Annotated in this window: 14 protein-coding genes; 9 read left to right on the top strand and 5 right to left on the bottom strand. The window is 55.2% G+C overall.

Going from position 1 to position 11659, the window contains the following annotated elements:
• Positions 1-22: 22 nt before the first annotated feature.
• Together ACPV0M_RS08585 and ACPV0M_RS08580 are read left to right on the top strand one after the other, a co-directional pair.
• Complete coding sequence (locus ACPV0M_RS08585) at positions 23-541, top strand: MEDS domain-containing protein (RefSeq protein ID WP_425620247.1); 519 nt, start codon at positions 23-25, stop codon at positions 539-541.
• Between the two features lie 318 nt (positions 542-859).
• Positions 860-1432 (top strand): VanW family protein, encoded by a 573-nt coding sequence (locus tag ACPV0M_RS08580; protein WP_425620246.1) that lies wholly within the window; start codon positions 860-862, stop codon positions 1430-1432.
• 62 nt (positions 1433-1494) lie between these two features.
• Here the strand turns inward: ACPV0M_RS08580 and ACPV0M_RS08575 are convergent, their stop codons facing one another.
• A complete protein-coding gene (locus ACPV0M_RS08575) occupies positions 1495-1812 on the bottom strand; it encodes a hypothetical protein (RefSeq protein ID WP_425620245.1) in 318 nt (105 codons plus the stop codon).
• Positions 1813-1890: 78 nt separating this feature from the next.
• Positions 1891-2019, bottom strand: coding sequence for a hypothetical protein (locus ACPV0M_RS08570; RefSeq protein WP_425620244.1), 129 nt, complete (start codon positions 2017-2019; stop codon positions 1891-1893).
• Between the two features lie 379 nt (positions 2020-2398).
• On the opposite strand from ACPV0M_RS08570, the gene ACPV0M_RS08565 reads away from it, so the two are divergent.
• Positions 2399-3370: an EamA family transporter gene (locus tag ACPV0M_RS08565; protein WP_425620243.1), complete on the top strand. Its 972-nt coding sequence runs from the start codon at positions 2399-2401 to the stop codon at positions 3368-3370.
• Positions 3371-3521: 151 nt separating this feature from the next.
• On the opposite strand, the gene ACPV0M_RS08560 is transcribed toward ACPV0M_RS08565, so the two are convergent.
• Positions 3522-4634 carry a hypothetical protein gene (locus tag ACPV0M_RS08560; protein WP_425620242.1) on the bottom strand — a complete coding sequence of 371 codons (1113 nt, stop codon included), beginning with the start codon at positions 4632-4634 and terminating at the stop codon, positions 3522-3524.
• Positions 4635-4651: 17 nt separating this feature from the next.
• Positions 4652-5767: a DNA methyltransferase gene (locus ACPV0M_RS08555; RefSeq protein WP_425620241.1), complete on the bottom strand. Its 1116-nt coding sequence runs from the start codon at positions 5765-5767 to the stop codon at positions 4652-4654.
• A gap of 236 nt (positions 5768-6003) precedes the next feature.
• On the opposite strand from ACPV0M_RS08555, the gene ACPV0M_RS08550 reads away from it, so the two are divergent.
• From ACPV0M_RS08550 to ACPV0M_RS08525, 6 genes are all read left to right on the top strand, one after another.
• Positions 6004-7002 (top strand): ABC transporter substrate-binding protein, encoded by a 999-nt coding sequence (locus tag ACPV0M_RS08550; protein WP_425620240.1) that lies wholly within the window; start codon positions 6004-6006, stop codon positions 7000-7002.
• 22 nt (positions 7003-7024) lie between these two features.
• Positions 7025-7801 (top strand): ABC transporter permease, encoded by a 777-nt coding sequence (locus ACPV0M_RS08545; protein WP_425620239.1) that lies wholly within the window; start codon positions 7025-7027, stop codon positions 7799-7801.
• Positions 7798-8577, top strand: coding sequence for an ABC transporter ATP-binding protein (locus tag ACPV0M_RS08540; protein WP_425620238.1), 780 nt, complete (start codon positions 7798-7800; stop codon positions 8575-8577). The genes ACPV0M_RS08545 and ACPV0M_RS08540 overlap by 4 nt, the downstream gene beginning before the upstream one ends.
• Before the next feature lie 145 nt (positions 8578-8722).
• Positions 8723-10015: an MFS transporter gene (locus tag ACPV0M_RS08535; protein ID WP_425620237.1), complete on the top strand. Its 1293-nt coding sequence runs from the start codon at positions 8723-8725 to the stop codon at positions 10013-10015.
• Positions 10016-10221: 206 nt separating this feature from the next.
• Entirely contained in the window at positions 10222-10671 is a 450-nt protein-coding gene (locus tag ACPV0M_RS08530; RefSeq protein WP_425620236.1) for a CBS domain-containing protein, read from the top strand.
• Positions 10672-11010: 339 nt separating this feature from the next.
• Positions 11011-11334: a cupin domain-containing protein gene (locus tag ACPV0M_RS08525; protein WP_425620235.1), complete on the top strand. Its 324-nt coding sequence runs from the start codon at positions 11011-11013 to the stop codon at positions 11332-11334.
• Between the two features lie 41 nt (positions 11335-11375).
• Here ACPV0M_RS08525 and ACPV0M_RS08520 read toward each other — a convergent pair whose 3' ends face one another.
• Complete coding sequence (locus tag ACPV0M_RS08520) at positions 11376-11588, bottom strand: hypothetical protein (protein ID WP_425620234.1); 213 nt, start codon at positions 11586-11588, stop codon at positions 11376-11378.
• Positions 11589-11659: the final 71 nt, after the last annotated feature.

The raw sequence follows: 11659 nt of genomic DNA, 5'->3' as shown, positions 1-11659 counted from the left end.
CAACGTTGCCGATGACTATGCGATGTTCTATCAGATCCCGGAACTGTTTCGGTTACTCAAGGACGTCAAACACCTATATCCCGGCCGGTTAACCTTGGTTACCCGGGAAGAGTTTTTTCCCGGGGGGAGGCGCTTTGAGCCGGACACCATCGTTACCATACTTGGTGAACAAGAGTCCCGGGTCCTGAAGCAAGGTTACGACAGCCTGCAGGTGGCTGTGGAAATGACCTGGATGCTCAGCTCCGGGGTAACCCTGGAGCGGATAATGGATTACGAAAAGAAGTTGAACGCTTATTGCAGGAATAGCCGGTCTGCCGTAGCCTGTGCCTATGACCTGCTGCGTTTTCCCTCAGTGATGCTGGTAAATGCCGTTACGGTCCACCCCCTGGTCCTTTTGCACGGGGCGCTGTGCAGCAACATCTATTACATTCCGAATCCAAACCTCCGCCTTGACCCCCGGGCTTCAGGGACCGTGCTGCGCCACTATTTACAGCAACTCCAAGAGTGCGCGCCTTATCTCAAGCGGGCGCAAAAGGAATAAACGCAGGCTGCGAGGATGAGTGGCGCTCTTCTGAAAAGCGTACCGACAATCTAAGCTCGAAGAGAAATATAAGCTTGAGTTGAACAGAGGCGAGTTCCAGTGAGGGTTGCTTTTTCAGCCGGGCTTCATGCCCGGCTTTGTTTCTTCCTGGTCTTTCTATGAAGATGATCATAAGAAGATGATCATAAGCGGTAGGCGCTCTGCAGGGCACTAGCACTATTATTTAGGGGCAGCCTTGCTGAAGGAGTATGGGTGGTTTGCAGGTAATAGTTATACTGCTTGGAGTCTCCCTTAAATTCTTGCAGGGGCGGTGCCCTGATGAGGCCGGTAACCCTTGTGATGTGTTTTTTAACGCTCCTGGTTCTCGTTGTCCCAGGTTACGCCCGGACCGCATATTCGGGGACGGTCGTGCACGAGCCCTCCACTTACCCGGCGAATGTCCGGAACGCCGCCCGGGCCGCCAGACTGGTCAACTGCCAGGTCATCTTCCCCGGGCAGGTCTTCTCCTTCAACGCCGCCGTCGGACCGCGCACTGTTGCCAACGGTTTTATCCCGGGAAAGGCCATGATCAACGGGAAGTTCGTCTACGCCGACGTGGGCTCCGGCATCTGCCGCACCGCCAGTGCCTTATACCAGGCGGCCCTGGGCGCAAAACTGCCGATCGTAGAGCACCACAGTCACTCCTACCGCGTGGAGTACACTTTGGCGGAAACGGATACCGCCATCTGGTGGGACACGATGGACCTCAAAATCCGCAACGACTGCAGCTTCCCTCTCCTCATCAGGGCGACGGCCGCGTCATCAAGCGTAACCGTAACGCTTAAAGAGGAGCACACCGACCTTTTCCGCCTGGAGCAGCGCCTCCTGCATTACCGCAGCAGCCTTATGTAACCGTGGGGTTAGAGCCTTTCCGGGGGTCAAAAGAAGAGGGCTCGCCTAACGAGCCCCTAGCACTACTTCTTATCGTTTCCTTCTTCTTCTTCGTCTTCTTCGTCGTAATCGATTTCTGCGCTTTCGTCCTCGTATTCTTCTTCTTCTTCTTCTTCTTCTTCCTCGTCCTCGTCATCCAACTCGTCTTCTTCGTATTCCAGGTACTCCAGTTCGTCGTCCGCTTCAACCACCGCCCTATAGATTATCTTGTACATTTCACCAACCGTGGCGGCCATTTCAAGCGGATCATAGTCTGCGGACAGCTGGTTGAGGGACAGCCTTTCAATGCAGGCTTTGACCAGTTCGGCAGCGGCTTCAACCTGTTCGTCGCGAACTGACACGGCTTCACCTCCCTTAGTCTGGCAACGGTAAGCGTTAACCGGGATTAATATAAGTATTCAACGCGGGGGGAGAAATACCTACAAAGTAAATATAAAGATGGTGTCGGGCGACGGGCTTATCTTACTGCGGATGGTGAGGCATATCTCGTCTAGGACAGTAAGCCCGCCAAACCTCTTTGAAACCCTGACAACCTCAACGTAACTCATACTGTCTCCTCCTTAAGGGTCTGGATGGAAGGGGCCATGGCCGCGGGGAAGAAATTTGCAGAAAGAGCTTATAAACTGGTGACTGTTATCTTCGATGGATGGTAGGGTGAGGTCAGCCTAAAAGGGAGATCAACTGCCGGTACGCAATCCGGCATCTTTAAGCAATTGCCCCAGTTTGCGGAAGTCATCCTCAATGAACGGGTTCCAGGTTGGCTGATAGATTACACGGGCGGGGTGAAACAAGGGGAAGGCTTTAGCCTTGGGATTCAAGGAGTTGATCCGGAACCGTCGAATAGGCTTTAATGGCAAAGACTTCGTCCCAGCAGCCATGTGGTCCTTGCCGTACTAAAAAACAGAACGAAACGGAGCAGAGGATACAGTGGGAAAATCGCTATCTTCATCTTCCAGCAGTGCGCCGGCGGGTTCCACCATCCCGTGGGCTGGACTTGTCCACCTTTTTGTCGTCTACGTGGTTTGGGGGAGCACTTACCTGGCGATCCGGGTGGCGGTCCGTGAGGGCGCGGGGTTTCCGCCGTTTGCGTTGGGTGCCTCGCGTGTTCTCCTTGCCGGGGGGCTGCTCATCCTGTGGGCGGTACTGACGCGGAACCGTTGGCGGCCAACCCCGAAGGAGTTGGCCGTGCTGGCGGCCACGGGGCTCCTGCTCTGGACAGGAGGAAACGGCATGGTTAACTGGGCCGAGCAGCGCGCCGATTCGGGTTACGCCGCCCTGCTTGTCGGGTCGCTGCCGATCTGGGTAGCCTTAATCGAGGCTATCCTTGACCGGCGACTGCCGTCCTTGCTCTTTGTATTCTCGCTTCTGGTCGGATTTGCCGGCGTGGGCTTGCTGACCCTTCCGGTACTGTCTACAGGGACAAGATCGGATATTCTGTCAGTACTGGCGCTGATCCTTGCTCCGATCTGCTGGGGCCTGGGGTCGATCATCCAGCAGCGCCGCCCTGTTGAGCTTACGGTTCCCGTGTGTTCCGGGTACCAGCACCTTTTCGGAGGCCTCGGATTTTTGGTGTTGGTGATTGCCACGGGTGAGCCGGTTCCAAACCCCACGCCGGAAGCCTGGCTGGCCTGGGGATATCTGCTTGTCTTCGGCTCTCTCATCGCCTTTACTTCATTCATTATGGCCATCCGCCTCCTCCCGATGAACATCGTCATGACCTACCCCTATGTTAATCCGGTCATTGCGGTGATCCTGGGCTGGCTCATCCTGGATGAGGAGATCACGGCGACGACCATCGGCGGGATGGTTCTGGTCCTGCTCGGGGTGGCCGGGGTTTTCCGGGCCCGCTACCGGATGCCTCCGAAAGCAGCCAGGCGGGCGGAACGGGTTTCGCATTGACACGGGCCGAACACTAAATTGACGTAACGTTTAGCATATTGACTATCAGATTATGTTCCTTAAGTCAGCCAGAAGTACGTGAAATATCAGACGAAGGAGCCATTCTGTTCTCGCCGACAAAAACCACCTGGAGGGCATTAACAAAGACGATTCAATAAACGGAACGCATCTGCTGGACGAAATTCAGGCAACAGTCGAAGCGAACTTCACGGTAATGGGCGATACCATGGCCTTTGAGAAAAATCTGCAGGTCGGCGCGAAAACTGTCTCTCACTTCTGGCGCCACGATGGTCGGAATAATCTGGTGGACCGAAATACCTGGCACATGGGCCTTTAGCCACTTAATATAGCGGTTTAGCTGGGCAGCGGCCTGCTCGTCTGCTTCTTGAGACTTTAGTTCCCACAGGTGGATAAAGGTATTATACTTGTTCTTTGTGTAGATCAAGATATCAATACTTTGCATTCCCGCACCGCAATAGATCTCGTTGCCGATCCAAGTGATTTCTACTCCAGGAAATAGCAGCGAGGTAAGCTTAGTGTTGCGCTTAAGCTCTTGCATAAAGTAGGCCTGGAGGTGGAGCTCAAAAGACCGGTCAGTATGGTTCATGAGGTCCATAAGGCGCCGGTCGACCCTGTCAAACAAAAGGGTATCTCCCAGATAAGGCCTTTGCTGCGTTGACGGGGACAGGCTGATTGTTTCGTGAGCGAAGCCAACCTTGCTCGCTCCAAGAACCTGGCCTGCGTTGCGCAGGTCAAGCATTCTTTTGATTATCTCCGACTCGTGCGGGAGGAGTGGAGTGCAGCCTCTTTTAGCTGTCATCTTCCGATAAATCAATGTCCAAGGGATCTCGAAGACGCTTTGGAAGTCGGTCATCTCGTCCATCAGCTGCCATTCGGTCAGTCCTTCACGATATACTACCTTGGGCTTAATTAACAGTCTGTAAGGGAGGGGCATCCCTAGCTCGGCCAGGAGATAGGCACCTTTTGGTTCGTAGAATGGATAGGGACTAAGAACCTCGAAGATGCCGAAAAAACGTCCGCCTTCCCGGCTGATGTCGGCCGAAGGCCGTTCCAGATAAAAGAGGATCTCGTCTCCGGCATGAACTCGACAGACGTCGGCATACAGCGCAGCTTGGGCACGCTCGTTGCTGGCGTGTATCCCGTCGACGTTACTCCACGAAAAATCGTTCTCTTTCCTTACTCCTGCAAACCCATACGCAAGATGTATCGGCAATGTACTTTCGGAAACGATAAAAAGATGCACCTTATCGCCCCTTATTTTTACCTGGTTTTCTCCAGGATCAGGATGTATTCGTGCTTAAAGACGTAGAAGCCGCCCAACAGGGCGCGGTAGCGCCAGAGTTCTTTCTGGCTGCGCTTGCCTTTGGTTTGTTCAAAGTTCTTCACGACGATGCTTTTCAGCTTTAAGCCCCGGCTCATCGCTTCCTGCATGCAGTAAAAACCCAGTGGGATCCACTCTCCTTTGCTGTACTTGTCCCCGATGACGATGCCCACGTAACGTCCTTTACGCAAAAGTGGCAGGGTGTTGTCGAGCACGGCCCCGAACATCTGCAGAAAATCTTCTGTTGATTGGGCATTGGAAAGATCGTTTGGGTCCGACGTAAATTGAATAATGTCGTGATACGGGGGGTGCATAAGGTAGAGGTCGACAGCATCAAACCCCATATCATGAATCAGCGTTTTAAAGTCAAAGTACCTGCTGTCTCCCGCTTCGACCCGGGTGGTGACGTTGTGAGGGTTCTCTTCGGCGGTGATCAGCTCGCGGGCTTTCTCAACGGTAGCCGGGTTGATCTCGACACCGGCGCCGTGACGGCCCAGCTGCCGGCACTCGATCAGCGTGGTGCCGCTGCCCGCAAAGGGGTCGACGACCAAGTCTCCCTTCCTTGTGTAACGCAGCATGAGCTGGTGGGGGATCTGGGGAATATAATTGCCCCAGTACCATCCCAGGTGAGCTCCGGATTGGTCGCGGCGGTCGATGTTCCACAGGCTGTCCGTAATAATCTCCTCATAGTCCTTCCAGCGGCGGAGATTGATGTCATTGATTCTGCCGGTCTTAGCTTCGGTCAGGCTCTTTTTTAAGCGTTGGGCATAGTAGTAAGCCCGCTCGTATGTATAGGCATCCAGGATCTGCTGGAGTTCTTCAAGAAGGGGCTTAAGCTTCAAAAGTATGCCTTCCCCGTTAGTGTTTACCAGTTCATCGTCCAACGCCTCGACGATTCTTTTAAGATTCGCTGTCCTGGTCTTGAGACCGGCAATATCCGGTTGGCTCAGGATGGCATCAATCAGCTGCAGTAATCTGGTTTTGTCGGCAGAAATATACTCGCTGTCATCGCGGCGAATGATTTTGCCGTTGAAAGTGTACACGCCGTTCCCCATTATCGTCTTCCTTATTAGGGATTTGCTGCTTAACCATTCGGCGGCGATCAGTCTGCATCCTTCCTGGAAACCTGCAATAGCGACCAAACCGGCTGAAGAGAAACCGGCTGAAGAGAAAGGCTGTTGCCGGCATTACAGAGCTTGGCCGCAGTCGCCCATTTTTGCGTATTGAGCAGGTATTTCATACGACAGCAAGAATAATAAGGGCATCCATATTTTGCGAGGGAGAGGAGAAAGTGTCCAGAAGGTCTCTTGCTTTCTTAGTCTTACTGTCTGCATTCTTGCTGCTCCTGACCGGCTGCGGCGGCGGGAAAGAACCGTCCAAAGCGGAGCCGGTGAAGTTCAAGCTTGCGCACTGCACGTGGGTAGGCTATGCACCGCTTTATATCGCGCAGGAAAAGGGCTTCTTCGCCAAGTATAACATTGCGCCGGAATTGGTTATTATCGAGGACGAGTCCCAGTATGCGGGAGCTCTGGCCTCAGGCCAGATCCAGGCCCTGGGCAACGTCCTGGACCGGGAAGTCATCCATTTTGCCAAAGGGACACCGGAGAAACTCATCTTTGCGATGGACGAATCGGCCGGCGGCGACGGTATTATTGCCAAGAAGGAAATCGCCAAGGTCGAAGACCTCAAGGGCGCCACTGTCGGCCTTGATAAGTCGTCCACTTCGTACTTCTTCTTCCTCAGCGTGCTTGACAAGTACGGCCTGAAGGAAGAGGACGTGACCATTCAGGAGATGAGTGCCGGCGATGCCGGGGCCGCGTTTGTAGCCGGAAAACTGGACGCCGCTGTGACCTGGGAGCCTTGGCTGACCAACGCCAGCCAGCGTGAGGGCGGCCACGTCTTGGTCAGCAGTAAGGACTTCCCGAAGACGATCATCGATGTGCTCGTGATGCGCGAGGATTTCGTCAAGGAGCATCCGGAGGCGGCCCTGGGCCTCACCAAGGCCTGGTTCGAAGCCATCGATTACTACCGGGAGCATGTCGACGAGGGTAACGAGATCATGGCGAAAGCCCTTGGGCTGGGGACCGAAGAAGTTGCCGAAATGGCCCGGGGCGTGCAGTTCCTGGGTAAGGATGAAAACCTGGCCTTCTTCGATCAGGCTTCCGAGGACAGCATTTATAAGGTAGCCGAGCGGGCCGTGCACTTCTGGACTGAAAAAGGAATCATCGACAAGGGCGTTGACTTCGCAGCATTGATCGACGACAGTTCCGTCAAAAAGGCGACAAAATAGGTAGTACGGGAGATAGACGACATTGGTCTGCAAAATGAAGATAAGTGGGGCTCTTACCCTACTTTCTTTTTTCTTGCTGGTACTGGCCTGGTGTGCCCTGTCTTACGGCGGGGTCGTGGGTGGTGTTTTTCTGCCCACGCCGGGCGAAGTTTTTCGCGCTTTCGGATCGATGCAAGCGGAAGGGATTCTCATCCCCTATACGCTGGCCAGCACGTACCGTGTCGTGGTGGGCTGGGCGCTTGCGGTTGCGGTGGCTGTCCCGTTGGGGTTGATGATCAGCACCTCAAGGCATGTTGAGGCCTTGTGCGAGCCGGTCATCGACTTCGCCCGTTACCTGCCGGTGGTGGCCCTTGTGCCCCTCACCATCCTCTACTTCGGTATCGGGGACGTGCAGAAGTTTGTGATCATCTTTCTGGGGACCTTCTTCCAGCTTGTACTTATGGTCAGTGACGTGGTCAACAAGGTGCCCCGCGATTTGTTGCGGGCGGCAGCCACCCTGGGAGCATCCAAGAGGCAGACTTACCTGATGGTGCTGCTGCCGGCCTCGCTGCCGGGGATTATGGACAGCCTGCGCATCACCATCGGCTGGGCCTGGACCTACCTGGTGGTGGCCGAGTTGGTGGCCGCCAACTCGGGCCTGGGCTACATGATTTTGCGGGCGCAGCGCTTTCTGGCCATCGACCGCATTTTTGCCGGCCTGGTGATCATCGGGCTGTTAGGCCTGGCGACGGACTACTTTTTTAAGTGGCTGACCAGGGTGGCTGTGCCCTGGAGCGAAAAAGTGGGTGACCGGCCATGAGTAAGCTGGTTTTGCGGAAAGTTGGCAAAGTGTTTGGGGATCTCCGCCATCCGGTGCACGCTCTGGCGGAAATCGACCTGGAAGTTGCCGAGAACGAGCTGGCGGTAATTGTCGGGCCTAGCGGTTGCGGCAAATCTACGCTGCTTAATATTGTCGCCGGGCTGGACAGGGCCAGCAGCGGTTCGGTGCTGATGAACGGTATCGAGATCACCGGACCGGGAGCCGACCGGGGGATGGTGTTCCAGTCCTATACGCTTTTCCCATGGCTGACGGTGCAGAAGAATGTGGAATTCGGCCTGAGGATTAAAGGCACCCCTCCCGGAGAACGACGGGAAACAGCCCTGCGCTATATCAAACTTGTAGGTCTTGCCGGGTTCGAAAACGCTCTCCCCAAAACGCTCTCGGGAGGGATGAAACAGCGGGTGGCTATCGCCCGGGTGCTGGCCAACCGACCGGAAATACTGCTGATGGACGAGCCTTTCGGTGCCCTGGACGCCCAAACCAGAGTGGCGATGCAGGACCTGCTGCTGTCGGTCTGGGAGAAGGAGAAGACGACGGTGCTATTCATCACCCACGACATCGACGAAGCGGTGCTGCTGGCCGATACCGTTTACGTCATGTCCCGCCGGCCCGGACGCATCAGGACCAGGCTGAAAGTGGAGATTCCGCGTCCGCGGGACCATCGCGTCACGGTGTCTCCGGAGTTCGCTTCCATCAAGAAAGAGATCATGGAGATGTTGTGGGAAGAAAGCCAGGGCCTGAACATTTCGGATTAAGGAACCGGAATCACGGCGTGTTAAATTTAATCTATCCTTAAAAATAGCTGTTAGAAAAGCAAGCGTTTCAGTTATCGGGGAGGACATCCCCGGGATTTCGTGAAGCTTGCGTCGCGGTCAATGTAATTAACAGGGGGGAACGGATTTGCGTCGATCCCCGGCGGAAACCGGGCACCAGACCGCCAGCCGGCAGGGTTTACACTACGGCTACGTTATCTTAATGGTCGGTATTCTTACTGTCATGGGAGCCCTGGGCTTTGCCCGGTTCGGCTACGCCACCATTTTACCGTCTATGAAGGCCGGCCTTTTGCTAAACAACACCCAGATGGGGATCATCGCAACCGGTAACCTTATCGGCTACACGGCTTTCTCCCTGATCGGGGGGTTCCTTGCCGCGAGGTTCGGCCCGAGGCTTATCATTGGCGGCTCGATGTTGCTCACCGGGGTGACCATGTTCCTTACCGGTGCCGCCGGGGGATTCGGCCAGGCGGTGATCTATCGCTTTTTAACCGGTCTGGGCAGTGCTGGCAGCAACGTTCCCGTAATGGGGCTTGTATCAGCATGGTTTGCTCCTAAAAGGCGCGGCATGGCTGCCGGGTTTTTGGTCGGCGGCTCGGGATTGGGCTTTTTTATTACGGGCTTTCTAGTGCCAAGAGTGATCGCAGCCTGGCCGGAAAACGGCTGGCGCCTGAGCTGGTTTCTCCTGGGCGGCACGGTGGTTTTGCTGGCCCTATTGAGCTGTGTCTTTTTGAGGAATAAGCCTTCCGAAAAGGGATTTAAACCTATCGGCCTTGAGTCTGAAGCTCAGGCCGTAACAAGCAAGCGGCCGGTACAGGCGGCAAGCGGCGGTAACCGCCTTTCGTGGGGCAGCGTTTATACCTCTCCGGCGTTGTGGTATCTGGGCGTGGTCTATCTGTTATTCGGTTTTTCCTATATAATCTATGGTACTTTCTTTGCGGCAGCGATGACGGCCGATAAAGGGTTTACCCAGGCACAGGCGGGGGCAGTGTGGTCGGCGATGGGTGCCGTCGCTGTTTTCAGCGGCGTCATGTGGGGGACAGTCTCCGATCATCTGGGCCGTAAATACGCCCTGGCTGTTGTCTTCGGCCTTCAGGCCGTCTGCTACTTCCTGTTTGGCATAGCCGACAGCCCGGGTCCCCTCTACGCCTCGGCCTTACTCTACGGTCTTACCGCTTTCAGCATTCCTGGTATCGTGGCCGCCGCTTGCGGCGACTACGTCGGGCCGCTGCTGGCTCCGGCCGCCCTGGGGATGGTGACCTTCTTCTTCGCCGTCGGGCAGGCGGCGGCCCCTTCGGTTGCCGGCTACCTGGCCGACCAGACCGGCTCTTTCAGCACTGCCTTTTTCTTGGCCGCAGCCGTGGCGGCTCTGGGCAGTGCAAGCTCGTTCATCCTCCGCCCGCCGAAACTGAATTCATAGACGGGACAATTACGTACAGGGAAGCATAGGGGGATATCTTATGCTTGGCCGCTCCTGATTTAGAAGTGGAAACAGATAATTACTTTGCCGGCATCGAGGTGTGAAACTGGATGGCGGCACATTTATCACTAAAAAAGGGTTTATGTCGAAAGATGTGGAAAAAGCATTCATCGTTTCCAAATTAAATAGGGGGCGCGGGTGTAACGATGGTCATCGGGGATTTTATGACGAGACGGGTGGTCAGCGTAGGATTGGACGCCACCCTGGAGCATATCATGCGGCTTTTCGAGAATACAGGTTTTCACCACATCCCGGTTATCGATACCCGAACCAAGGAGTTCATGGGCATCATTTCGGACCGTGACCTCTACAAGCACCTGAGCCCCTTCGTGGGTACCATTTCGGAAAACAGCCGCGACGCGCTGACCCTCAAGAAGAAAGCCTACCAGATTATGACCAGAAAACCTCTGACTGTGACCAGGGAGACCACCATTGAAGACGCTGCGAGACTGCTTCTGACAAACAATATCTCCTGCCTGCCGGTTCTCTCTCCGGGCGGAGAAGTAGAGGGCATCGTAACGTGGAAGGACATCCTGCGCGAGCTTCTGGGACTCGATGTCGATGTGCGGAAGGCTAGGCAGCCCCCCGCTTTGTAATCCCGTGAAGTTCTTACCAGCTGCTTTCCCGTCTGTTTGCTTTCCCGTTTAAACCTTTTTCCACAACTCTGCCCCGGCACCCGGCCACACAAGCGTTCACAACCTTGTACAGGAATTACAGTCGTCGGTCGTCAGTCGTCAGACTCGAAGGAATTCGCTGCGCGAATTCCACCGGAGTTTTGGAAGAGGACACCGCAGCCCCTTGGCTTTTCTTCCCGTGTCCGTCCGCTTACTGCACGGCGGCGGTCAGGTCTCTGCTAATGAGGTTTTTCTTGGGAACCGGAAGGGTTTTTTCTTGCGGGGATAAACTGTAAAAAAAACAGCCAAGGAGGTTCGAGAATGGAGCAGGATCTGCGGGGACAAACCCAGACACTGGTAACGCTGGTCGAATACCAGCCCGGTGCCGTGGTGAGCAGGACGATCCTGGACAGGAAGACGGGCACGGTTACTCTTTTCGCCTTTGATGCCGGCCAGGGTCTGAGCGAGCACACGGCGCCCTTCGACGCCCTGGTCATTGTTGTCGACGGCGAGGTGGAAATCACGATTTCCGGACGGCCGCACCAGTTAAAAGCCGGCGAAATGATCATCATGCCGGCGAACGAGCCCCATGCCCTGCGGGCGCTGTCGCCGTTCAAGATGATGCTGGTGATGATCCGCTCGTAGCCGGTCGTGGCGTTATTTTGGCGTCCTGCATGTACTAATCTTTACAGGTCGTATACAGGGCCAGCGGTATAATCCTTTACGGGGTTGCATCGTTCCAGGTTGACCCCCTCGGGCTGGTCCTCGTCCCGCAACCGTTTTTTAGCGGTTTGCTCGCCTTCACCTTCCTCGTCCTCGGAGGAAGGGTAGGTTACAGTTCTTGTGTCGGCTCTCATGCAGGGTTCGGGTTCGACAGCTTCACGCATTCCTGTTTCCATCGGTTTATCCCCTCCGATTTTGATGCATATCCGTATCTGAGATTAGAATACCTTTTCTTCAAGGTTCTAAT

The organism is Desulfosceptrum tomskiensis (assembly GCF_049818055.1).
Lineage (GTDB): Bacteria > Bacillota > Desulfotomaculia > Desulfotomaculales > JASEER01 > JBFLVT01.
Note: the sequence above shows the minus strand (reverse complement) of the source record. Positions and strands in the feature narration are given on the sequence as shown.

Bases quoted from the DNA above. Each gene is read 5' to 3' on its own strand.
- ACPV0M_RS08530 (WP_425620236.1), top strand. From the start codon at position 10,222: ATGGTCATCGGGGATTTTATGACGAGACGGGTGGTCAGCGTAGGATTG.
- ACPV0M_RS08520 (WP_425620234.1), bottom strand. From the start codon at position 11,588: ATGGAAACAGGAATGCGTGAAGCTGTCGAACCCGAACCCTGCATGAGA.
- ACPV0M_RS08540 (WP_425620238.1), top strand. From the start codon at position 7,798: ATGAGTAAGCTGGTTTTGCGGAAAGTTGGCAAAGTGTTTGGGGATCTC.
- ACPV0M_RS08585 (WP_425620247.1), top strand. From the start codon at position 23: ATGTTCTATCAGATCCCGGAACTGTTTCGGTTACTCAAGGACGTCAAA.
- ACPV0M_RS08525 (WP_425620235.1), top strand. From the start codon at position 11,011: ATGGAGCAGGATCTGCGGGGACAAACCCAGACACTGGTAACGCTGGTC.
- ACPV0M_RS08570 (WP_425620244.1), bottom strand. From the start codon at position 2,019: ATGAGTTACGTTGAGGTTGTCAGGGTTTCAAAGAGGTTTGGCGGGCTT.
- ACPV0M_RS08555 (WP_425620241.1), bottom strand. From the start codon at position 5,767: ATGGGGAACGGCGTGTACACTTTCAACGGCAAAATCATTCGCCGCGAT.
- ACPV0M_RS08580 (WP_425620246.1), top strand. From the start codon at position 860: ATGAGGCCGGTAACCCTTGTGATGTGTTTTTTAACGCTCCTGGTTCTC.